The sequence below is a fragment of the Anaerobiospirillum succiniciproducens DSM 6400 genome, assembly GCF_000482845.1.
GTDB classification, from domain to species: domain Bacteria; phylum Pseudomonadota; class Gammaproteobacteria; order Enterobacterales; family Succinivibrionaceae; genus Anaerobiospirillum; species Anaerobiospirillum succiniciproducens.
The window spans coordinates 23853-47550 of record NZ_AXWV01000023.1 but is presented as its reverse complement, the minus strand read 5'-3'; the positions used below and the strand labels follow the sequence as shown (position 1 = coordinate 47550).

The following is a 23698-nucleotide window of genomic DNA, read 5'->3' as shown; positions in this document are numbered from 1 at the left end:
TTCGCACAGTCAAAGCATAGGGACTTTATTAGCGCTCACAACGCAAGTTGTGGGCGCTAATAGTTTGTGGGCTACATAGATCTTGTGATCAAGACTGAGATCTTATGATCAAGTGATACCATCGCAAGCAACTTAATATCAGAATTTATTGTAAGAATGCCATGATAAGTGATGGTAATTAAGAACTCTAGATCACAACCCTACGATCTTATGCAAGATCGGCATCATCACCACAAGTGTACTTCCATGTAACTGTCGTCATTGCATCTGTGCTTATGGCGATGGAAGGCCGTTATTTTGCTGTTGCATGCCATGCAATAGAATATTATGTAGCTATGCTTAAGCTAAGTCTTTTACTAGACAATAGCCTAAAAATGATGAGTGAAAAGGGCAGTGCTCAATAATTTGTATAGCATTTGTTCAACGGAAGGTGCTAATGCCAAAATCACAAGAGTCCTCTGCGGCAGAGGCTAAAAGTAGACTGCATAAAGTGTTTGGTCGAAACAAGAAAGATGCTAGTGAAAATACAGAGGATCAGAAGGTAGAACAAGATCATGCAGCAAATGCTCAGGATCATAGTGGCAGTCAAGGTACTGCAGCTGATGATATTGAGTTAGTAGAGTGTGAGATCGTTGCAGATGCAGCAGCTGATGCTAAAGAAAAGGGCTTTGGACAGAAGATTGCTAAAAGTACAGCCAACTTACGTGATCACATTACATCTGGCTTTGCCAAGAAAGTAAAGAAAGTTAAGGTTGAGCATGATTCTGAGCTAAAAGATCGCTCTAAAAGTGCAGTTGATGCCGACGCTGAGGAAGTCATCGTGGTTGTTCCTGATAACCGTGCCTTAGTCGTTGTGCATACTAAAGAGGAACTTAATGAAGCCCAAAAGAGCGGTGCAGAGCGTATCTTAGTTAAGGGTGAGCTGGGTAAGAAGTTGCATACCTCCTTTAAAGCATTACGCTCAATTGGCTCATCCTCTTTAAATACCTTAGCTCTGGTAATTAGTGGAGCTGCCTTATTTGCTCCTTTTACTGGTGGCGTCTCTTTGGGCGCTGCAGGTACAGTGATGGGGACAGTAGGCGCTGCGCTAACCGCAACCGCAATTGCAGCGATTTCTGCAATTGGTCTTGCGCTAGTGATTGCCGTGTTTAAAGGTTATGAGGAAGTGCGTCTTGGTGGCGGAGGCATGGAGCTAGTCATCAAGAAAGGCAAGAAGAAAGATGGCGAGCCGGGTAATGAAACAACCGATACCGCCGATGAAAAGGCCGCAGCTGCCGATCAATGATAGGTTCGCTACTGGCGATAAAAAGGTTTCAGCCGATGAATAGGTTGCAGCTGATGAATAGGTTGCAGCCGATGAATAGGCTGCTGCTGATGGCAACCACGCATAAAACGAGGCATCTTATGCGCCTAAGTGAAGTCTAGATAGAAGTAGCTTGTCTAAAGGCCATGCTCCATACAAAAGATTAGATGGGGCTTACCTCTGCCCAAAGCAAAAGAGCCAGGCTTAAGGATAAGTCTGGCTCTTTTGGTTATATGCCTTAGATGGCATTAGTAGTGGGTATCAGTGATGATAGCTTCGATACCGCGAATGAAAATATGGATGATGGTGGTGTGTACTTCCTGAATACGATCAGCATAGCCACTGTGTGGCACGATCAGAGGGATATCGCACATATCCTTAAGAGTGCCGCCATCTTTACCTAAGAGGCAAATGCTCTTCATGCCCTTGTCTTTACATACCTTGCAGGCTTCAATAATGTTCTTTGAGTTGCCTGAGGTAGAAATGCCTAAGAAGATATCACCTTGAGCGCCTACGCCTTGTACAAAGCGAGAGAAGATGTAGTCAAAGCCGTAATCATTACCAACACAAGTGATATGGCTAGGATCGCAGATAGCAATAGCAGGCAGTGATGGGCGATCACCACGATAACGGCCAGTTAGTTCTTCTGCAAAGTGCATGGCATCGCACATGCTGCCGCCATTACCAGCGCTAATTACTTTACCGCCATTACTAATGCTCTGAGCCATCAGCTCAATAGCTTGTTCAATCTTTTCTACAGCACCTTCACTTTGGAGATAGTTATCTACAGTGTTGCGTGACTCTTCTAGATCTTTGCGGATATCAAAATCAATGCGTGACAAAGTCTTGTCTCCATGTGATGAGCTTGGATAAATTCCTGCACTTCTCTTTTGTAAGAGATTATGTGCCTCATTAAGATGATTATCCTAATGAGATAAGTATAAGGTCATTAGTTAGTTGTATGCAACTAACTTAAAGTGCATGCATATGAGCGCTTTTCTCATTGCGCAGTGCCAAGACAATGCTCTTGTGAGCCTATAGCTAAGCATAGTGCTAAGGCTATCCGATAAACTGCCTATAGCTAAGGATAGTGCCTAGGCAATTCGATAAACGTCTAGTAGCTAAGGACAGTGCTAAGGCAATGTGATACACGGCCAATAGCTAAGGACAGTGCTAAGGCAATGTGATACACGGCCAATAGCTAAGGACAGTGTGGGGTATTGGTTGTTAATAACAGTTATAGAGCTTAAGCTTGGCCAAGTACGCGGGCCTTCCACTCATTGTAGGCCTGCAGATCTTCAGCTTCGAGTGCTTCAAGGGCTTTGGTGAGCTTTTCATCTAAGAAGCGTTGCATTAGCTCGGCTTTTTGCGCACTAACACGGGCTTTGTATTCTTTCTTGCCTTCATCTTCACCTTTTTCAAGATAAGGGAAGGTGAACTCTTTAGACCAATTAGAGCCAGCAAGAGGATTGCCGTTCTCATCAGCGCCAGTTTTTACCGCTTGACCAAGACTTAACATGGTAGAGAGGTTTTTAGCGTGGCGACAGTCTTCAACATTCATGACCTTAAACTTAAAGCCTTGAGGTCGTTTCCAAGTGCCGCTAGTGCCTTTAGAACTCTCGATCTTTAAGTCAAAGGTAGACTGACCACCTGTCATAGCAAGATAAACTTCAGCCAGCAGCTCAGCGTCAAGTAACGCGCCGTGTTGTACACGGTGTTTGTTACTTACGCCAAAGATGTTACATAAGTTATCTAAGTTAACTAAGTGACCAGGGTGGAGCTTTCTTGCCAAGCTAACAGTATCAGTAACTGTAGCAATATCAGTGGTCTTTTCAGTAAGACCCATTAAAGAAAACTCTTTATCCATAAAGGAAGTATCGAACTTAGCGTTATGGATTAAGAGCTCAGAGCCACGGATGAAGTCAATAAAGTCATGGGCAATATCAGAAAACTTAGGCTTGCCTTTGAGCATGTCCCAAGTATAGCCGTGAACCTTGGTTGCCTCTTCATCAATAGGACGTTCAGGATCTAGGTAGACCTGTAAATGTCGGCCGGTGATCTTACGATCGATGATCTCAACACAACCGATTTCAATAATACGGTGATCTCCAGGAGTTCCGTCATCAGACTTACCTGTAGTTTCGGTATCGAGTGCAACCTGTCGTTTCACAAAGCCTCCGCAGCTTGGCAAATAACTTAATGTACAGATGTATTGTACCAAATGCCTACATCAGCATTGCATGATCTGTAAACATCAATCTTATCCATCTTATATAAGCTTATGCTTGCCTTTGTCTATGAAAGAACATGCCTCTGCCTAGAGGGCAAATGGTGAGGCAAGGGAGCAAAATATGTCTTATTATGTGTGTAATATAAAATGTGCAATACTGTAGGCAGCAAAACCATATAATCCACGGGCTTTGTCGCTCAGTGGTGGCAAGCAAAATGTGGGTATTGCAAAGTTACAATTTTTTTGCTTTTGTTATCGGATACGATATATATCGGGTTTTATCTGTTTTATAGTGTCTAAAAAAGAGTGCTTTCGTGAAACGTTCACCAAAATGAATACAAAAGAGGGCATTGGCGATAAAGTTGATCAGATAAACGATCTTTTTTTCAAAAAAGTTCCCAAGTTGATCTGACGATTCTTTGAAAATATGATGTATATCTCATTTTAAACGCGATAGATAAGCGCTTAGTGTCTTTAAATGACCTAAGTTTTGTATCTAGACTAGATACGTTATTTTGTTTTTATGAGTTGCGATAAAACGTTATATATAAGCCATTTGTCTTGTATACTAGTGATAGCATTAAGCGGCGCATTTTATAGCGTTTTGTTAGGGTAATAGAGTGTCTTTTGTTATAATGCAAACCGATTCAATGGGGTGTTACTTTTAACACAACCTTTAGAGCCTTTTAATGGCAAAAGTTGACCACGTTTATTAAAACTGAGCTTGGTGCCCACGATTTAGTAAATGCAGGGAAACATCTTGCTAAACCCAAAAACGCCTAACGCGTTTTGTGAGCATATTGAATCTTTAAACTGGGTTTTTCACCGCATAAAAGCTGATGTAGAGCTTTGGTATCGCTCCAGCTACCCTTTTTAAGGTTGCGGACGTCGCCTGATGGCTGTGGTATTGCCGTTTGGCGTGGTTATAGGTCCGATGCGGAATCTTTTTATGAGAGTATCGGATGAAAGAAGTTTTTGTTTTCACTGACGGTTCTTGTCTTGGCAATCCTGGCCCTGGTGGCTATGGTGCGGTACTAAAGTATAAGAACATGGTGAAAGAGCTGTCTAACGGTTATGAAAGAACCACTAACAATCGCATGGAAATCCTTGCAGTTGTAGCAGCTCTAGGCTGTCTAAGAGAGCCTTGTGCGGTACATATTACTACCGACAGTCAATACGTTAAGAATGGTATCTCTTCTTGGATACATGGCTGGAAGAGAAATGGGTGGCTTACTTCAACTAAGCAACCTGTGAAGAATGTTGAGTTATGGAAGCAGCTTGATGAGCTGGTTGCAAGACACAATGTTCAGTGGCATTGGGTTAAAGGTCATTCAGGTCACGCTGAGAATGAACGCTGCGATGAACTTGCCCGTACTGCTGCTTCAGGTCAAAACGCTCCTTTACAAAAGGACGATACCACCCCTTAAAGATATGGTTACAGTATCTTTTCCTTTCTTAAGGTGTTGAAACTCTAAAGCTTTACAAAAGACTTTACTAAGGGAATTAAGCTCTTGGATGATCCATATTTGGTTCATCACCTGTTACGCATGCAGGATAAGAGCATTTCAATGAGGAACCTAATCGAGGTTTCCTGTCTTTCAATTGGATTTTAGTCGCATCGTGCGACTTGGTTTAATTTAAGGCTTAGTTAGTTTAACGATTAGTTGGGCTCTTGCATTAAACCACTATTAGCTTGAGGGCAGCTCTGCTCTTATTAAATGAGCAGACACACAGTCTCAAGCACGCATGTACAGTTCATTACGCGAATTTTCAGCTTCAATAACAATCACAAGCTGTTTACAAGCTGCTTAGCTCATTGCGCTAAAGCACTTAGGGTAGTTTTTTTTCTAAAACATGCCTTTAGTGCAAAACATGCAGGGATTTGAATACAAATGAAAGGTTTGCATTCAAAACTTTTTACCGTGTATGTAAAGGTGCTTGTGTAGCTAAAAGAGTTTAATTTCGCGCCAATGCTGATACAACCAGGTGTTCTAGCGTAAATCTAGAGCTTGAAAGTTACTTTTAAGCTAAAAAATAGCTTGCGCTAAGTTTGTCATGTTTTTTCAAGACTAAGATGCGACAAACCAAAAGAGCACGAGGTTCTCAAAGTTCAAATTCACAGTACTTAATGGTCAAACTTCTTTTGCCAAGTACTGATTGAAAAAGCTTTGGGATGCTTTTTTTACAGTCCTTATCTTCTCTTTTGGGTCGAGTTACGTGCTCACCTTAATGCGTTTTCAAAGAGATAAATTGGACTGCTGCGTGTTAAACAAATGGCATTTATGCCAAGTGATGGTGGAATGATTAAGAAAACCTTTATTGTTTTTCTCAGCTCAATCCTGTTCTTTGTCGCCGGCTGTACTACTGATAGCTATATCGACAAGAAATCTTCTGAATCTGAAGTAGCAAATGTAACTGAAGCTACTCAAGTAACTAAGAGCGCTGAAGAGCTCTTATTTAACCCATCTAAGGATTACGGCTCCTTATGGGAGAGCGATCTCTTTGCTGATGATCGTTTTACTTTAAAGATTAAGCTTAGTGACTCTGAAAAGCGTGAAGCTAAGAAACTGGCCCGTTCCTTTGAGTCTCATATGGATCGCGCCAAGATCTTTATGCATTACCTGCTCACTGAGCTTGAGGCTCGCAATCTGCCAGCCGAGCTTGCAGCTGTTCCTCTTGTAGAGAGCGGCTTTAAGGTTCGTGCTCGCTCCTATGCTGGTGCCCACGGCCCATGGCAGTTTATGCGCCGTACTGGTAAGAGCTTTGGCCTTAAAGTCACCTCTCATTATGACGAGTTTTACGACTTTGTTACTTCTACTCAGGCCTCTTTATCTTATTTAGAGCACCTGTACAAAGAGCTCAACCAAGATTGGGAATTAGCTTTAATTGGCTACAATCAGGGTGAGTTTGGCGTAAAGAAGGCAATTCGTGCAGCTAAGCGTAATGGCGTTAAGAACTTAAGTGCTGAGAATTTACCACTGACTCGTGGTGCTCGTACTTACTTAAAGCGCTTTAGAGCCTATGCAGCAATCTTACAAGAGCCTGAGGCTTTCGGTGTATCACACCCTGAGGTAGATAACCGTATCGCTTTCAAGCGTGTTGCAATTGGCGATCGCGTGCACTCCATGTCAGAGGCTGCTAAGATCGCAGGTGTTGAACTTGATGATTTAAAGCACCTCAATGCAGGTTTCTTAACCGACTCTTTAAAGTCTGAGAGCCACCGTGGTCTGTTAATTCCATCAGAGCATGCTCTGCAGTTTGAGCAGGCTTTAGGCTTAGTAAGCGGCTCTCCTGTTGGTAAGGCCTATACTAAGGTTGCTAAGCACAAGCCTCACACTAATGGCTAAACAAAGCTAGCAAGGTAGGTAGAAGCGATATATGGCTTTTACCCGCCCAACAAAAAAAAAGACCCAGGATCACCAACATGATCCTGGGTCTTTTTGTTTTTAGGCAACCTAAATCAATAGTCATCAAGAAGTTTTGCCTTTGTCAGCTCTTAGATCTTATGACTATATACAAGATGGCGATCTTATTAACCTGGGCACAGATGCGATCTTATGACCATATACAAGATTGCGATCTTATTAGCCTAGGCACTGATGCGATCTTATGACCATATACAAGATGGCGTTCTTATTAGCCTAGGCACTGATGCGATCTTATGAACCTGTAAGTGTGCGTGATCTTGTGGGATATGGTGCTACAAGAGATAAGATCGCAGATGGTACTGATTACAGCGGGATTTGATGGCCAGTGTAGGTAAGGACATGAGACGAAGTATCGTCAGTGCTCATACGGTTGTTAGAGAGATTGCGCTCTAACAGATCATCGCTATTATAGACACGACCACGCTTAGAGCCCATCTCAGTTAAGATCGTGCAAATCTCTTTGAGCTCATTGAAGTTAATGTTTTTACGAGCGTACAAACACAGTGGCTTTTTGACCGCCTTGTTTTGATAGATTAGCTCATAGCGGAAAGTTTTATTGGATGCCTGATAGTCTCCTCTAAGTAGAGATCTATCAATGATAAGAGCAGAGTTTGGCCTCTGCAAAATAAGTTTGCGGCCCTCTGCTATGGATGATACGGCCTCAATTTGCACCTCATTAGTAAGATGCAGCATCTGTATTAAAGAGAACTGCTCATCAAGCAAATGCTCTTCTTCACATACAGTAAAGAGCTTTAACTTATTAAGTTCATCAACATCAAGCTTAAGCTTGGATACGCCAGAGTGTGGGATGTCTGTAGAATGCGAGATCTCTGCATACATCTTAGATGAGAAGAGCTTGATACTAGAAAAAGACTCACTACCACTCAAACGCTGACCATCTGAGACGAAGGCATTAATGCAACCGTTACCAAATTGCTCATAGAGCTCATCATGAGAACCATAGATGATAGAAAGCTCCAGGCCAGTACGATTAAGCACCAGCTCTTTAAGCCTACCCGGCATCTTGTCTTTATCCATTGAGGAGAGCAGGCCTAGTCGTAGCGTAGAGCCAAGATTGCGGTTTACTCTTTGAACCTTCTCAGTGAGCTCCTCGACCTCTTTGAGGATGTGTCCTGCGCGATCATACAAAAGCTTACCTGCAGGAGTCACTTCAAAGCTGCGACCAATACGGTTAATCAAGGTAACATCAAGCTCTTTTTCTAAGTTCTTAATTTGCATAGATAGAGCAGGCTGAGTGATAAAGCACTCTTTAGCTGCCTCGGTAAAGCTATGCTTATCTACTAAACAAATGAAGTAGCGAAGCTGTTGTACTTGCATTAAGACAACTCCAAACTAGAAAAAGGGCCACACAAACTATCAGGGTTTGCGCAAAAATGCCAATTAAAGCGTATACCATCAACGTTTGCGCAAAAACGCCAATGTAAACGCATACCTTTAGAGGTCGGCGCTGTTAGGCTACCTTTATTAATTTGGGTAGCCATACAGACTTAGTCGCCTAGCCTTAGCTATCCTTAGCTTTTGGCTTGGCCGCACAGGCGGAGACTGAGAAAGCCTTTAGCTTGGCCGCACAGACTGAGCTTGAGTTTGCCTGAGCTAGCCTTGCGGTAGGTTGCACAGTCTGGGCTTGAGCTTGCCTGAGCTTTAGATAGTGATGTTGTTCTCTTTGAGAATGTTTAAAAGGTCTTCTTCACTGTAGACAGTAATGCCAAGCTCATTTGCCTTATCAAGCTTAGATCCAGCCTCTTCACCTGCAACCACAGCAAAGGTCTTTTTAGAAACAGAACCTGAGACTTTAGCGCCTAAAGACTCTAAAAGCTCTTTAGCCTTATCGCGCTTTAAGGTAGCTAAGGTGCCAGTAAGTACGAAAGTCTTGCCTAAATATGGCTTATTGTCAGCGTTCATATCGCTAACTTGTTCGCACTCGCTGAGCTCTAACTTAGCCTCGTTGATAAGACGATCGATAACAGTGATGTTATGTTCTTCTTTAAAGAAATCGACAATGTAACGAGCGGCTACTGAGCCAATGTTTGGAATGCTCTGCAGCTTCTTCTCGTCAGCGGCCATTAAATCCTGAATGGTGCGGAAATTAGAGGCAAGGATCTTAGCAGTGGTGGTGCCGACTTCACGAATACCTAAAGCATAGATGAAGCGGTTTAAAGGACGCTTTCTTGAACCATCGATATTAGCAATGAGCTTCTTAGCTACAGTCTTGCCTAAGAAGCGAGTCTTGCTCTCTTCATCCTTGCTTGCCGACTCAACTAATAGCTTTTCAAGCTTATCTTCAGTAAGAGTGTATAAATCGGCAATGTTGTGAATGAATTGCTGATCGATTAAAGCCTCGGCCAAACGCTCGCCTAAGCCATCGATATCCATAGCAGCACGCTCTACATAGTGCTCGATAGCCTGACGCTGCTGTGATGGGCAGAATAGGCCACCGGTACAACGGTAGGCTACACCATCACCCTCGCGCTCTAAGGCAGAACCGCACTCAGGGCAAACGCTTGGGAACACCACATCAGTTAGGGTAGCGCCTTCACGCTTTTCTAAGACAACACCTGCAATCTGTGGAATTACGTCACCGGCACGACGGACGATAACCATATCGCCAACCTTAATGCCTAAACGCTTGATCTCAGATTCGTTGTGCAGTGTGCAGTTAGAGATGGTTACGCCGCCTACATATACAGGGTCAAGACGGGCAACAGGGGTTACTACACCCGTACGTCCTACTTGGAAGTTAACGGCCAAAAGCTTGGTCATCTCTTCTTCAGGTGGGAACTTATAGGCAATAGCCCAGCGAGGAGCTTTAGCAGTAAAGCCCATCTCTTCTTGCATCTCTATGCTATTGACCTTAAGTACGGTGCCATCGATGTCGTAGTTTAAGGATGGACGCTGTGCACCAGTGTCGTTGTAGAACTCTCTTAAGCCCTCAAGGCCACGCACTACTCGAATAAGAGGATTTACCGGTAAACCTAAGCTCTTAACGTACTGCAGACGGCCATACTGAGTGTGCGGCATGATAGTAGAGTCTGATGACCTAGAATCAAGGCCACCTTCTTTTAAAGACTCAGGCTCATCATCCATGTAGCACTGACCAATATAGTAAGCATTGAAGGTGAGCGGACGTGAGGCAGTAATCTTTGGATCTTGTTGACGTAAAGAACCAGCTGCAGCATTACGTGGGTTAACAAAGGTTTTTTGGCCGCGCTTAGATGCCTCTTCGTTCCACTTTTTAAAACCGTCGCGTGGCATAAAGATTTCGCCACGAACATCTAAATAGTCAGGAATCTTTTGAGCAGCAAATTCATCTTGAATGCCTAAAGACTCTCGCTGCTCTTTAGTGAGTAAGCTCAGCTTTAAAGGAATAGAGTGAATGGTTTTGACATTAGCAGTCACATCTTCACCAGTGGTGCCATCACCACGTGTTGCTGCACGAACTAAGATGCCCTTTTCATAAATGATGGAAACAGCCAAGCCATCGAGCTTTGGCTCTACGCAGTACTCGACCTCAGAGCCAGATGACTCAAACATACGCTTGTTAAAAGCGCTCAGTTCTTCATCATTGAAGATATCGCCTAAGGACATGAGCGGGAATTTGTGCGCAACTGGGGCAAAGGTATTTAAGAGGCCATCACCAACACGTCTTGTTGGAGCGTCGGCATCTTTAAAGTCAGTCTTGGCCTCGATTTCCTCAAGCTGACGATATAGACGATCGTACTCAGCATCAGGAACGATAGGGTTATCAAGAACATAGTAAGCTTTTGCATAGCGGTTGAGCTTCTCAACAAGCTCACGATAGTTCTCGTAAGTTGGCTCTTCGTTCTGAGCTTCAATCAAAGAAAGTAGATCGTTCATCCAAAAAACCTCAGAGTGCATGACTAAGCAGCAGTGCAATTAGAGACAGCGCTAAGCTGATAGTTAATGCTTGGCAAGTGCAACAGCTGCTGATTGATTATTCGTCCATAATGGCGAGTATCAGTAGTTAACTACTAACGTAAGAGTACATGTTACAACGCCTAAGTGTGAAAGTACGTGTAACGCAAAAATTTCCTAGCTTATCTGTCTATGGCTGCTTTGCCTGACTATAAAATGCTTTGGTCATCTTACGTTTGCAGATATGAAAACGCCGCAGTATCTGCGGCGTTAGGAAGTCAGTAACTAAGCTTTAGTTAGCTACCAATAGTGTTCAAACCCTCATCGTAGTCTTGCAGCTCTGCTGCAATTGCATCTAAGTGGCTAGCCTCAAGTGGGCGGCGATGCTGGTCTTCAATACGACCACCAAGACGATTGATGAAGATTTCAGTAGCCATACGTAAGGCCTTAAAGTAGGCAAAGCCCTTACCCTTAGCAGGCAGACTCATATAAAGAGCAATAGCTGAGGTCTGATAGTTCTGCATATTCTCAGGGAAGTAATATGGCGCTTCCATAGAGCAGATACGGAATACCTCATTTTCCTTAGTAGAGGCGTTTTCATAGACAAAGTAAATCTTAAGATTGTCTTTGATAAAGCCCTGAATGAAGCCGTATTGATTGCACAGCTCTTCGATGTCCTCGCCTAAATAAGGCTTACCAGGCTCAGCAGATAAGATAATCTCGTAAACACTTAAAGGAGTGGATCGGCCATTGTTGCCTTTAGACAGGTTAACCTCTTCAATACCAGCATCAGCAGCAGCTTTCTTCATGTTGTTGACGCTTACAGAGGCATTGTTCTTTAAGCCACCAATGCTGTCATCATAGTCATATGGTAGTGATACTTTATGCGCTTGATGTTTAGCTGATGGGCTGTTAATTGGCTCGATGTCCATGTCATCAGCTTTATCAGAGCTTGGGGTGTCAGCAGTAACGATACGTACTTTGCCAACGTGCTCAGACTTAGAGAGTTCTTGATCGCGCTTGTTGTTCTTCTTAAGACGGCGGTTTTGTGGCTTACCTGAGAACCATAGTCCGTGCATTATAAAGAGGAATATACATACAGCACCCACAATCAAAACAATGGAGCTTGGGTCGGTGAATGAAGACATCTGATACCTCTAATGCAAAAAACACAACGGCTAAGTAGGGAGCTGATTAAACCACAAGATAGGTCATCAATAAAGATGCTAGGAGCAAGAAAAAGCTAGTAGGAGACTAAAGAATAGTTCCACTAACGCGCTTACATAAGCGCTCCACATGTGTCCGGTCATTATAACCTAAATAATTAAGCCAATTCTTAGGGACAAAGAATTGCGTCAATCAACACTAATATCCAAAGCCATATGGTTCTTAAGCGCAACATGACTGACTTAATCGTGAATGCAGCTCTTAGCTTATGGGGATTTAGTTCATTTAAATGTGATGTAGCCTTAAGTTAAGCAAGATAGTGGGTACGATTTGGTGCATTTAGTCAGAAAAGAGACTTTAACTAAGTTTTAGCAAAGACATATAGGCTAATCTTTAGCTCACATTAAGATAGGTCACTGCTTGGCACTTGCTATAAGTAGTGATGGTTTAATGCTGATAAGTTGATGATGGTAAAAGCTGTCTAGATTTGGTCACGCAGGAGTATGGGGCAATGAGCAATCAAGCGATAGGTAATTCTGAAATCGGAATTTCAAGCATGTTTAATTACATTCAGGAGGGCTTTAGACTTGCCTTAACACCTGAATGCCGTCTGTATGTAATCATACCGATCCTCATTAATATCGTGGTGCTTTCAGCTGGAGGCTATCTGCTCTTTAACGTTATTTACAGCTTCCTTGAGAGCTATGTAAATGCTTTGCCAGAGTTTTTATCCGCTCTTGCCTATTTAATTCAGCTGATTCTCTTTTTATCGATTGGCTTTGTCTTCGTCTACATCTTTTCTATGGTAGCGATCATCATTGCCTCTCCTTTTTATGGCTTGCTTGCTGAAAAGGCTGAGTCTTTAATTCGCGGTGAGAATGCGCTTGATGGCGATGAGGGATTTGCTGCCATCATTAAAGATGTGCCTCGTATTTTAAAGCGCGAACTTCAAAAATTAGGCTTCTATCTGCCACGCTTATTAGTCTGTGTCGTGATTTCTTTTATCCCTGTGGTTAATCTCTTAGCACCTTTTGCTTGGTTCCTATTAGCCGCATGGATGATCGGTATTCAATATGTGGACTATTCATACGATAACCACAAGATTCCATTTAAGCAGATGCGTCAGGAGCTAAGCCATCAGCGTCTTGCTACCTTTACTTTTGGTGCCTTAATTTCATTAGGCATGAGCATCCCTGTATTAAACTTGCTACTTCCTCCTGCAGCTGTGTGTGCGGGCGCTCGATACTATGTAGAAATGCAAAAGCGTTTTTCTATAGATTCTGTGATGCGCTAAATGCTGGTAAGATAGACTACATGCCTATAATGATGTACTAAGCTAAGACATAGTGCCTAAATTACTTTTAAGCTGTTGAAAGCACTGTATTTAGATATTGGCTTTTGTAAGCACAAGGCATAGTTAGTACATTAATTGCGGCAATGACGCTCAAAGAATCTTTTCTTTGCAGTGTGTTTGTGTCTATGGGCAGCGTTTTAGGAGGTTGCAATGTATACCATGTCTGGAGTGACTGTATCAGAGGGCGTAAGCGAGGGCGTTGCTTATGTACTATCTGACGGGTCTGAGGCTCATTCAGTTGATGTAGTTGCAACCTTTAGTGCCTCTGATGAGTGCCTTAAGTATCGTCGAGCTAGCCGCGACTTTGCCGCTAAGCTCAATAATGCTGCAAACGGAACAGTTCCAGATAAAGTACGTGACCTCTTTGGTGCTGTAGCTTCATACATCACTAATAACGCTAACATCAATGAGATCGATGCTCTTATCTATGATGGCAATAGCGCATTAGATGCCGCTAAAAGCGTGCTTTTACCAAAGATTGCTCGTTTTTCAGAAGCAGCCTCTTTTGATGATGAGGATAATGAGCACAAGTCATTACAAGATCAAGAAGATGATTGGGAGATGCAAGTGTCTTCCAATGAGTTGCGCTCTTTAATGCGCGACTTCATTGGTACCATTAGTGCCTCTCCAAGCGCTAATGATGATGTGCCTAAGCTCAATCGTCCAAGCGTCATTATTGCCAACGATTTAAGCCCAGCTCGCTTCCTCGCTTTACGTACCGATATGGTAAGAGCTGTGGTGCTTGAAGGAGGGCAGGCCTCTGGTCACTTAGGCACAGTGCTAAGAGATTTGTGCATTCCTGCTGTATATGAGGTTAAAGGCGCTTTAACCATTAAAAATGGTGAAGACCTCTTAGTTGATGCTACCCGTGGTACCGTTTTAGTTTCTCCTCCACAAGAGGCAGCTCGTTCCTTAATTGAGCAGCAAGACTACTACACTGCGCAAGAAAACGATGTGGTTATTGAGGACAATCCAGCCGTAACCGTAGCTGGCTCTTTAGGCGCTATTGGTGAAGTTGACCATATGGCCCGTTGCATTAACCACGGACTAGGTCTGTTACGTTCAGAATTCCTCTTTTTAAGCTATCACCATCGTCCAACTGTAGACGAGATGGTGGCAACTTTCAGCGCTATCTTTAATCGCGTACCAAAGAAAGCCCCTTTAACTGCTCGAACCTTTGACTTTGCAGGCGATAAGCAACCGTTATTTAGTGTCGAGTTAGATGAAAGCGGTGCTTTACGTAAATACGGCGCAAAGGTTGGCTCTAAGCTCATTAAAGATGAGATTAAGGCCATGTTGCTTGCATCTGTAGGTAGAGAGATTTATATCGTCTTCCCGCTGATCACTCGTATTGGTGAGGCTCGTTCATTACGTGGCTTAATTGATGAGGCTGTAGCTGAATTAAAAGCTGAGAATAAGCCAATTGGCAATCCTCATCCTGCCTTAATGATTGAAACTCCTGCTGCTGTGCTCTCTGCACGTGCTTTTGCTGCTTTTGGCGAGATGTTCGTTATCGGCACTAGTTCTTTATCTGAGTATGCTGCTGCACCTCGTCCACCTGAGGAGTATTTCACTCCTGCCTTAGCAAAGATGATTGCTATTGCCTGTAAGGCAGCTCGCGATGAGGGAGTAAAAGTAGGTATGGCTGGTCGCTTTGCACGTCGTACTGAGCTATTACCATTGTTCCTCTCATTAGGTGTAAGCTATATCACCACAGATGCCACCTCACTGCAGAGTGTCAGAAAGGAGTTACAAAAACTCACCGATAACGGCGCTACTCCTGTGTTTAAAGATGAAGTCTATGCTCAGGTTATGGAGGCCTCATCAGCCCGTGAGCTGCATGATCTTATCTTCCAAGATAACGCTTCTGCCTAAAGAATCAACATACAAGTACTACTTTCATCATGCCTATAGCTTTCTAGGCCTTTACCATTTGATAAGAGTTAACAACGGAGAATATTAAATGGGTTTCTTCTCGCAATTATTCAAACGCTCCGAGGGCAGTTCTTCTGCATCTTATGAGGCACCAGTTGTTAATGTAAATGCTGATGTTACTTTATATGCTCCAGTCTCTGGTACTTTGATGCCGCTAGGTGATGTCCCTGATATCGTGATCTCAGAAATGGTAATGGGTGAGGGCGTTGCAGTAGTGCCAGAGAGCGAATCAGTTGTTGCTCCTTGTGATGGCATCATCTCGCGACTGCTGCCAACTAAGAATGCGTTTGCAGTGCGTATGGAGAATGGTCTAGAGGTCTATGTAAGTTTTGGCGTTGAGTCCATGGAGACTCAAGGTGAAGGCTTTACTGTAAAGATGGCCATTGGCGATGAAGTTAAGAAAGGCGATGTCGTACTCATTGCAGACTTACGCACACTCTCTCAGAGACTTAAGTCCACCATCGTGTCCATGATTGTAATACGCTCCTCAGGCAAGCTTGATAAGGTAGTTCCTGCCTCAGGCAAGGTCACTGCGGGTCAAAGTGCTGCAATTTGGATTAACCTTAAGCACTAACAAGCCTCCTTGTAAACTAAGCAGCTGCGCTTATCTCAATAACCACATCTACAGCACGCAGCTGCATCAATACCCATCGTATCCCCATACAGTTGCATCAATACTCATCGTATCCCCATACAGCTGCATCAATACCCCTCATATCCCACACAGCAGCATCATGCTCAAGCTGCGTCTAGCAGCCACTATCAGTTCATTGCAGCTTATTGCTGAGCCACGCACTCATTCAGGTATAGCCAATTCATTGCTGCGCTCATTCTTCTTTAGATTTTTGATCTGGGGCCTCATTATTAATCTTTAGTTTTTTAGCCTGTTTTTGAGCTTTTTCATAGACTTCTGCCGCAAACTCAAAACTTGCATAAGCCTTCTGTGCGCTGCTATCGTGTGCTCTAAAGCTAAGGTAAGGGGGGCTTACAGCTATGGCCTTAAGATATCTACTTTCTGATAAAAAAGCAGAATGTACTTTGTCGATTTTAGGAAGGTAGTTATAGAGCTTGGAGCTATTGATGATTTGGGGTTGGTGAAATGAAAAAAGCCTGTCAAATGACAGGCTTTTTTCTAGGCCAGCCTCATTAGAGACTGGCTTTAAATTGCTATGAAAGCTGAAGATTAGATGTTAGCAACGATCTCTTCAACAGTCTTCTTAGCATCGCCGAAGCACATGAATGAATTATCCTTGAAGAATAATGGATTCTGTACGCCGGCGTAACCAGCATTCATAGAACGCTTGAAGATAACTACGTTGCGAGCCTTCCAAACCTCAAGAACTGGCATACCAGCGATTGGGGAGTTTGGATTCTCTAAAGCGGCTGGGTTTACGGTATCGTTAGCACCGATAACGAGTACGGTATCGGTATCTTCGAAGTCATCATTGATTTCATCCATTTCAAGAACGATATCGTATGGAACCTTAGCCTCAGCAAGTAATACGTTCATGTGACCAGGTAAACGGCCTGCTACTGGGTGAATAGCGAAGCGAACGGTGGTGCCACGAGCCTGTAACTTCTCAGTTAAGGATGCAACAGCAGCCTGAGCCTGTGATACAGCCATACCGTAACCTGGAGCGATGATAACTGAAGAAGAGTTCTTTAACAGATCAGCAACTTCAACAGCCTTTAACTCATGGTACTCGCCGATTTCCTCGTCGGAGTCTGCAGCAGCACCTTCGTTACCGAAGCCACCAGCAATAACAGAGATGAAGGAGCGGTTCATAGCCTTACACATGATGTAAGACAGAATAGCACCTGAGGAACCTACTAATGCGCCAGTAACGATTAAGAGGTCGTTTGACAGCATGAAGCCTGATGCAGCTGCAGCCCAACCTGAGTATGAGTTCAGCATTGAGATAACAACTGGCATATCAGCACCACCGATAGCAGCAACTAAGTGCACACCAAAGGCAAATGCGATAAGAGTCATCAGAACGAGTGGGATGATGGATGGGGTATCAGCAGCCATGAACCATACGCAGAGCAGTACGGATACGATGATGCCAGCCAGGTTGAGGTAGTGACCGCCAGGCAGCATTAAAGGTGCTGACTTGAATACGCGTAACTTAAAGGTACCGTTGAGCTTACCGTAAGCAACGATAGAACCAGTGAAGGTTACAGCACCGATGAAGATACCTAAGAAGATCTCGATAAGGTGGGTGTTTAACTCACCAGAGGTCATCTCAGCAGCGTGGCCAGCTGCAGCTGCAGCCTGCTCAGCAGCTTCCATCATAGCAACGATAGTTGCCTGAGAAGCGCCAACAGGGATAGAAACAGCGTCAGATGCAACAGCGCCTAACTCGAAGTAAGAGTTGAAACCAACTAATACAGCAGCTAAACCTACAAATGAGTGCAGACATGCAATCATTTCTGGCATCTGGGTCATTGCTACACGCTGAGCAACGTAGATACCAATTGCAGCACCGATGATCATAGCTACGACGATTAAGCCGAAGCCAAGACCGGTTTCTACCTGAGCAAAGGTTGCAAGCAGTGCGATGCCCATACCGAACATACCGGATAAGCAACCGTACTTAGCAGTTTCCTGCTTAGATAAGCCAGCTAAGGCTGCGATGAAGAGCAGAGCGGCCAAAATATAGGCCATGTGAATTGGACCTGCTACCATTTTTTATATTCTCCTGAACCTTATGCCTGTTTCTTGAACATAGCCAGCATACGGCGAGTTACAGCAAATCCACCGAAGATGTTGATGGAAGCGATGAGAACGCCGATAAATGCAAATAAGGCGATGATGAAGCTGCCAGAGCTAATCTGGAGCAGAGCGCCAACAACGATAATGCCTGAAATAGCGTTAGTAACAGCCATTAAAGGTGTATGCAGAGAATGGGTAACATTCCAAACTACGTAGTAACCTACTACACATGACAGTACGAATACGGTGAAGTGTGGTAAGAACTTCTCAGGGGCAAACAGACCAATAAGAGCGAACAGAACGAGGAAGATACCTGCAACAGTGCCCTTAAAGGTATTTGAAATCTGACGCTGCTCAACCTTCTGAACAGGAGCTGCAGCAGCCTGCTGTGCAGGAGCGGCAGAAACGCTGATTGGTGGAGGTGGGAAGGTGATTTCGCCCTGCTTAGTAACACTCATGTTACGTAAGATCACATCTTCAAAGTCGATGTCGATGTTGCCATCCTTGTTCTTAGAGAGGATCTTAACGAGGTTTACTAAGTTGGTGGAGTACAGCTGTGAAGACTGTGCTGGCAGACGGCATGCTAAGTCGGAGTAACCGATGATCTTAACGCCATTCTCGGTAACGTGAATCTTGCCTTCCTGGGTCAGTTCGCAGTTACCGCCAGTTGCAGCAGCAAGGTCAACGATAACTGAACCTGGCTTCATGGACTCAACCATTTCCTTAGAAATGAGTCGTGGAGCCTTCTTGCCTGGAATAGCAGCGGTAGTGATGATGATGTCTACATCTTTAGCCTGAGCAGCGAAGAGCTCCATCTCAGCCTTGATGAACTCATCAGACATTACCTTTGCGTAACCGTCAGATGAACCGCCTTCTTCATTCTTAAAGTCTAACTTTAAGAACTCACCGCCCATTGACTTAATCTGGTCGGCAACTTCAAGACGGGTATCGAATGCGCGAACAATAGCGCCTAATGAGTGAGCAGCACCGATAGCGGCCAGACCTGCTACACCTGCACCGATAACCAGTACCTTTGCTGGAGGAACCTTACCAGCAGCGGTAACCTGACCAGTGAAGAAACGACCGAAGTTGTGAGCAGCTTCGATAACAGCACGGTAACCAGAAATGTTAGCAGTGGATGACAGAGCGTCCAAAGCCTGTGCACGTGAGATACGTGGGACCATGTCCATTGCCAGGACATTGACTTTCTTCTCGTTGAGCTTCTGTACGAGCTCAGGATTCTGTGCAGGACGGATGAAGCTTACTAAGGTTTGACCCTCTTTCATAAGCTTAATTTCATCGTCGGTTGGTGCATTGACCTTGAAGATCATGTCGCTTGACCAAACTTCGCGACCGCGAACAACCTTTGCACCTGCAGCGCTATAGGCAGCGTCGTCAAAGCTGGCGTCGGCACCGGCACCGGACTGAACTGCAACCTCAAAGCCCAACTTGATGAGCTTGGTTACGGTATCAGGAGTGGCGGCCACTCTTGTCTCGCCTTTCAAGCTCTCTTTTGGAATACCTATCAGCATGGCTTCTTCCTGTTAAAAATGAATTACTTTACTTCTTACCAAAGTCAATGACTAACGGTTTCTGACTTAATAAGTCAGCAAGAAAATTACATCTGGAAATGATGCTACGAAGCGCGGCAAACAGCAAGATTTTTAAAGTCAGATTTAGAGCAAGCACACAAAATAAAAGGCGTGTTTTGCAAGCAATCATGATCGAGAGCTTGCTTAGTCAAATCTTACTTTGCAAACCTTAAGAGCATGCATCTAACAATGATCGACACAAGGCCAAAACATCATTAAGTGCACTTCTTTAGGGTCACTCATATTCAAGCGGCAAAATGCAACGCAAAATGTAGTATCAAATTTATAGCTTAGCTAGACAAAACTAAATGTTGCTAGACCAAGCTCAATGAATGCTCAAGAGCAATGGACTTATAGTCCTCGAGACTAATAGGCCATAGGGCCATAAGTCCGTTGCTCTACTGGCGATCACTTAAACAAGATGTAAAACTCTTAGTTAAGCTTTAAACCTTACTCTGCCAAGAGTGAGGTCACTGCTTTGATAATGCGGCGTGATCTTATGACAAGGCATCTAAAAAGGGTATGTTTTGAACGTGGTTTTGGGGCGATTTCGCTCTAAAACTATGTCAAATCTTTTTAAAGAGTGATCTAAATCAAACTTTGCCTTAATCATAGTGACAACAAGACATTATGGCACAGTTTTAAGTTCTGAACTTTCGGCTAGATCTCATAAGTGAACAATGGTTTTACAAAGCGCTAATTATGCTTAGTAATTTGTTGCTACATCTGACTTGGCAGCTATAAAGAAAGACAAAGAGCTTATCAAAAGGCACTCTTTAGAACGCTAATTTAAGTTAAAACTACCAACTTAGATTTACATGTCATATCAAAATGGCGATCGTGACACTAAAAAGTCTACCTGTGCTCTTATGGACTTATCAGAGAGGAGTGCCACTAGTTTTATGGTATTAGCTTTGGTGTTGCTAGTAGCTTGTTTCGGTTAATTGTTCTTAGCAATGGCGTGGGCTTTTGAAGTTTTTGCATTGAATACGGCTATAAAAGCATGGACAATGCGCATCCCTGGCAAGTTACGACGTAGGTTAATTACTTTATCCTCAAGATCACAGCTTGATAGTGCCTAAAAATGGCGTTTGTGAGATGTCTTTTGTGTTAAAATCGCTTGATTTCGATTTAGAGATCAAAAGGGCGCAGGGGCGATAAATTACATTTGTTTGTATCTACAAGATCACAGGATCATGAGCTTGCTGATTTTGACTATCGATCCGTTACTGATGCGCTCTAGTGCTATATAAGCTGAACTAAGTGTTAATTTGGATGAAGGCCTAAAAGATCAGAGTCTGTACTGTATATATATGCAGAGTGGTTAAAGCAGATATCTAAGATTGAGGCTGTCTTTAAGTTATTAAGACATAAGTCCTTTTAAAGATGTTAGGTCGGAGCTTAGTTTGATTGAGTGGTGGCAGTGCTCAATTGCTTATATAAGATCATTGACCCCCGTTTAAGCATCAGGGTGAACAATTGTTACGCAGCGATTTTAACTTCGATTTGCCTACAGAGCTTATCGCCAATTTCCCATCTAAGGAGCGCACTGCCTGTCGCATGCTATGTCTTGACGGCAATTCAGGTGCTACTGAAGATAAGATCTTTATCGATCTGAAGTCTTATTTAAAGCCTGGTGATTTGCTTGTTTTTAACGATACCAAGGTTATCCCGGCCCGTATCTACGGACGAAAGGATACTGGCGGTAAGTGCGAGTTCCTCATTGAACGTATCTTAAATCCTAAGCAAGCATTAGCTCATATTAAAGCCTCAAAGTCACCAAAGGCTGGATCAAAGCTTTACGTAACTGATGCACATGGTTTAGATAAGTACGTGCTCAACGTCCTAGGTAGAAACGGCGATCTCTTCCACATTAGCTGTGAAGATGAATACGAGATTTTGCCTATCTTGGATGATGTAGGTCATATTCCGCTTCCTCCATATATTGAGCGTGCGGATGAGCAAGAAGATCGTGAACGGTACCAGACGGTTTACTCTCGTGAGCCAGGTGCTGTCGCAGCACCAACTGCAGGTTTGCACTTTGATGAAAAGCAGCTTGATGATCTGAGAGCTTACGGCATTGATATGGCTTTTGTTACCTTGCACGTAGGTGCAGGTACTTTCCAGCCGGTGCGCGAGGATGACATTCTCAAACATCATATGCACAGTGAGTATGTGCAGCTGTCTCAAGATACTGCCAATAAGGTGATTGAGACTCATAAAAGAGGTGGCCGTGTTATTGCCGTTGGCACCACTGCAGTTCGCTCATTAGAAAGCGCTGCTTTATATGCACAAAAGCATGGCTGCAAAGATGAGATCGCCAAGTTTAATGACGATACTTCTATTTTTATTTACCCAGGTTATAAGTATCGTGTGGTAGATGCTCTTATCACCAACTTCCATTTACCTGAGTCAACTCTCATTATGCTCGTGTGTGCATTTGCAGGTTATAAAAACACTCTGCACGCCTATGAGCATGCTGTTAGTGAGCAGTATAAGTTTTTCAGTTACGGTGATTGTATGTTCATTACTAAGCGTACTGAAAATATGGATCTGCCTCCTTCATGTACAGCTCAAGAGGCGTTGGCAGCTGATGGCTTCCCAAAGAATAAAGAATAACTACAAGCAAAGTATTACTTAGATTATGGACTTTAAGATTTTAGCGCGTGACGGTAAAGCACGTCGTGGCGAACTCCACTTTGAGCGTGGCATTGTTCGTACTCCAGCATTTATGCCTGTAGGTACTTTAGGTACTGTTAAAGGTCTGCGCCCTGAGCACGTAAGCGAGCTCGGTGCTGACATTCTTTTAGGTAACACTTTCCACCTGTGGTTAAGACCAGGTACTGATGTCATTAAGGCTCATGGCGATCTGCACGACTTTATGAAGTGGGATAAGCCAATCTTAACTGACTCAGGAGGCTTCCAGGTCTTCTCTTTATCTGGCATTCGCAAAGTAACTGAAGAGGGCGTACAGTTCCGCCATCCAATTAATGGCTCTAAGCTCTTCTTATCTCCTGAGATCTCCATGCAAGTGCAATATGATCTTGGCTCTGACATTGTGATGCAGTTTGATGAGTGTATCGCTCTGCCAGCTGAGCAAAAGCGTATGCGTGAGGCTATGGAGCTGTCACTGCGCTGGGCACGCCGCTGTCGTGATGAGTTTGATCGTTTAGGCAATAAGAACAATCTTTTCGGTATTATTCAAGGCGGTACCGATGAGGGCTTACGTGAGGCTTCTTTAAAGGGCCTTACTGATATTGGCTTTGATGGCTATGCTATCGGCGGTTTAGCCGTAGGCGAGCCAATGCCTGTGATGTATAAGGCTTTATCTCACATCGCTCCAATCATGCCAGAGGATCGTCCTCGTTATCTTATGGGCGTAGGTCGTCCTGTGGATATTCTTGAGGGTGTACTGCATGGCGTGGATATGTTCGACTGCGTAATGCCTTCACGTAATGCACGTAACGGCCACTTATTCACCTCTCAGGGTGTAGTGAAGATTCGTAATGCCAAGTATCGTATGGACACTTCTCCACTCGATCCAAATTGCGATTGCTACACATGCCGTAACTTCTCTAAGGCTTATTTACATCACCTTGATAAGTGCAATGAGATTTTAGGAGCTCATCTGAACACTATTCATAATCTCCATTACTATGAGCACTTTATGGCTGATATTCGTGCAGCTATTGATGCAGGTACTTTAGAGAAGTTTGCCGATGAGTACTACAAGGCTCAGCAGCTTGGCGATCGTATTGAGTACTAAGAGTGCTATTTGTCTTGACCTTAAATACCCAAAATCTGACCAACTCCCATGGGCAAGCCCATGGGGTTACTGCGTATCAAGGTTAACCTATTTTCGTAACTTGGCCACAGTGAGCACTTTTTGACTAGTCTTAGATGGTCACTCTTGTAAGTGGTTAGCTACCATACACAGAGATTGGTTGTATGGTACTTTGTGTATAAGTGTGGATACTTGCAAGGTTTGCAGGGTAATTGTGGTTAAGTGATGGTTTTTAAGGTCTCATTTTGCTAAAGATTAACTCAATGTGTGATGTCTACTTAGGCTTATACATGTC

At 43.7% G+C, this 23698-nt stretch carries 15 protein-coding genes; 8 read left to right on the top strand and 7 right to left on the bottom strand.

From position 1 onward, the window contains the following. Window positions 1-436 precede the first annotated feature (436 nt). Window positions 437-1285 (top strand): PM1101 family membrane protein, encoded by an 849-nt coding sequence (locus H524_RS0103975; RefSeq protein ID WP_027939290.1) that lies wholly within the window; start codon window positions 437-439, stop codon window positions 1283-1285. Window positions 1286-1551: 266 nt separating this feature from the next. Here the strand turns inward: H524_RS0103975 and gmhA are convergent, their stop codons facing one another. Both gmhA and dnaQ read right to left on the bottom strand, forming a co-directional pair. After that, window positions 1552-2145: a D-sedoheptulose 7-phosphate isomerase gene (gene gmhA / locus H524_RS0103965; protein ID WP_027939289.1), complete on the bottom strand. Its 594-nt coding sequence runs from the start codon at window positions 2143-2145 to the stop codon at window positions 1552-1554. Between the two features lie 404 nt (window positions 2146-2549). Further along, window positions 2550-3473, bottom strand: coding sequence for a DNA polymerase III subunit epsilon (gene dnaQ / locus H524_RS16370; RefSeq protein WP_052338899.1), 924 nt, complete (start codon window positions 3471-3473; stop codon window positions 2550-2552). Between the two features lie 1022 nt (window positions 3474-4495). Here dnaQ and rnhA point away from each other — a divergent pair. Continuing rightward, a complete protein-coding gene (gene rnhA, locus H524_RS0103955) occupies window positions 4496-4960 on the top strand; it encodes a ribonuclease HI (RefSeq protein WP_027939288.1) in 465 nt (154 codons plus the stop codon). Window positions 4961-5833: 873 nt separating this feature from the next. Then, window positions 5834-6880 (top strand): transglycosylase SLT domain-containing protein, encoded by a 1047-nt coding sequence (locus tag H524_RS0103950; protein WP_169726126.1) that lies wholly within the window; start codon window positions 5834-5836, stop codon window positions 6878-6880. 384 nt (window positions 6881-7264) lie between these two features. On the opposite strand, the gene H524_RS0103940 is transcribed toward H524_RS0103950, so the two are convergent. The 3 genes from H524_RS0103940 to H524_RS0103930 all read right to left on the bottom strand — a co-directional run bounded on the left by H524_RS0103940 (window position 7265) and on the right by H524_RS0103930 (window position 12003). Continuing rightward, window positions 7265-8299 carry a LysR family transcriptional regulator gene (locus H524_RS0103940; protein ID WP_027939285.1) on the bottom strand — a complete coding sequence of 345 codons (1035 nt, stop codon included), beginning with the start codon at window positions 8297-8299 and terminating at the stop codon, window positions 7265-7267. Between the two features lie 324 nt (window positions 8300-8623). Then, window positions 8624-10837 (bottom strand): NAD-dependent DNA ligase LigA, encoded by a 2214-nt coding sequence (gene ligA / locus H524_RS0103935; RefSeq protein ID WP_044121450.1) that lies wholly within the window; start codon window positions 10835-10837, stop codon window positions 8624-8626. Between the two features lie 314 nt (window positions 10838-11151). Beyond that, window positions 11152-12003, bottom strand: a complete 852-nt coding sequence (locus tag H524_RS0103930; RefSeq protein WP_027939283.1) for a cell division protein ZipA C-terminal FtsZ-binding domain-containing protein — start codon at window positions 12001-12003, stop codon at window positions 11152-11154. 530 nt (window positions 12004-12533) lie between these two features. Here H524_RS0103930 and cysZ point away from each other — a divergent pair. The 3 genes from cysZ to H524_RS14175 all read left to right on the top strand — a co-directional run bounded on the left by cysZ (window position 12534) and on the right by H524_RS14175 (window position 15885). After that, entirely contained in the window at window positions 12534-13316 is a 783-nt protein-coding gene (gene cysZ, locus H524_RS0103925; protein WP_052338898.1) for a sulfate transporter CysZ, read from the top strand. Window positions 13317-13526: 210 nt separating this feature from the next. Beyond that, a complete protein-coding gene (locus H524_RS0103920; RefSeq protein ID WP_027939281.1) occupies window positions 13527-15251 on the top strand; it encodes a putative PEP-binding protein in 1725 nt (574 codons plus the stop codon). 88 nt (window positions 15252-15339) lie between these two features. Continuing rightward, window positions 15340-15885, top strand: coding sequence for a PTS sugar transporter subunit IIA (locus H524_RS14175; RefSeq protein WP_052338897.1), 546 nt, complete (start codon window positions 15340-15342; stop codon window positions 15883-15885). 609 nt (window positions 15886-16494) lie between these two features. Here the strand turns inward: H524_RS14175 and pntB are convergent. Next, entirely contained in the window at window positions 16495-18000 is a 1506-nt protein-coding gene (pntB, locus tag H524_RS0103905) for a Re/Si-specific NAD(P)(+) transhydrogenase subunit beta (protein ID WP_027939280.1), read from the bottom strand. Window positions 18001-18020: 20 nt separating this feature from the next. Beyond that, on the bottom strand, window positions 18021-19559 hold the full coding sequence (locus H524_RS0103900) for a Re/Si-specific NAD(P)(+) transhydrogenase subunit alpha (protein WP_027939279.1): 1539 nt from the start codon (window positions 19557-19559) through the stop codon (window positions 18021-18023). Window positions 19560-21098: 1539 nt separating this feature from the next. Here H524_RS0103900 and queA point away from each other — a divergent pair. Beyond that, on the top strand, window positions 21099-22238 hold the full coding sequence (queA, locus tag H524_RS14170; protein ID WP_044121448.1) for a tRNA preQ1(34) S-adenosylmethionine ribosyltransferase-isomerase QueA: 1140 nt from the start codon (window positions 21099-21101) through the stop codon (window positions 22236-22238). Window positions 22239-22263: 25 nt separating this feature from the next. Beyond that, entirely contained in the window at window positions 22264-23385 is a 1122-nt protein-coding gene (gene tgt, locus H524_RS0103890) for a tRNA guanosine(34) transglycosylase Tgt (RefSeq protein WP_027939278.1), read from the top strand. Window positions 23386-23698 lie beyond the last annotated feature (313 nt).

Coding starts and splice junctions, on each gene's coding strand:
- H524_RS0103940 (WP_027939285.1), bottom strand. CDS start 8,299: ATGCAAGTACAACAGCTTCGCTACTTCATTTGTTTAGTAGATAAGCAT.
- H524_RS0103950 (WP_169726126.1), top strand. CDS start 5,834: ATGATTAAGAAAACCTTTATTGTTTTTCTCAGCTCAATCCTGTTCTTT.
- tgt (WP_027939278.1), top strand. CDS start 22,264: ATGGACTTTAAGATTTTAGCGCGTGACGGTAAAGCACGTCGTGGCGAA.
- H524_RS14175 (WP_052338897.1), top strand. CDS start 15,340: ATGGGTTTCTTCTCGCAATTATTCAAACGCTCCGAGGGCAGTTCTTCT.
- H524_RS0103900 (WP_027939279.1), bottom strand. CDS start 19,559: ATGCTGATAGGTATTCCAAAAGAGAGCTTGAAAGGCGAGACAAGAGTG.
- cysZ (WP_052338898.1), top strand. CDS start 12,534: ATGAGCAATCAAGCGATAGGTAATTCTGAAATCGGAATTTCAAGCATG.
- pntB (WP_027939280.1), bottom strand. CDS start 18,000: ATGGTAGCAGGTCCAATTCACATGGCCTATATTTTGGCCGCTCTGCTC.
- rnhA (WP_027939288.1), top strand. CDS start 4,496: ATGAAAGAAGTTTTTGTTTTCACTGACGGTTCTTGTCTTGGCAATCCT.
- H524_RS0103930 (WP_027939283.1), bottom strand. CDS start 12,003: ATGTCTTCATTCACCGACCCAAGCTCCATTGTTTTGATTGTGGGTGCT.
- H524_RS0103975 (WP_027939290.1), top strand. CDS start 437: ATGCCAAAATCACAAGAGTCCTCTGCGGCAGAGGCTAAAAGTAGACTG.
- ligA (WP_044121450.1), bottom strand. CDS start 10,837: ATGAACGATCTACTTTCTTTGATTGAAGCTCAGAACGAAGAGCCAACT.
- H524_RS0103920 (WP_027939281.1), top strand. CDS start 13,527: ATGTATACCATGTCTGGAGTGACTGTATCAGAGGGCGTAAGCGAGGGC.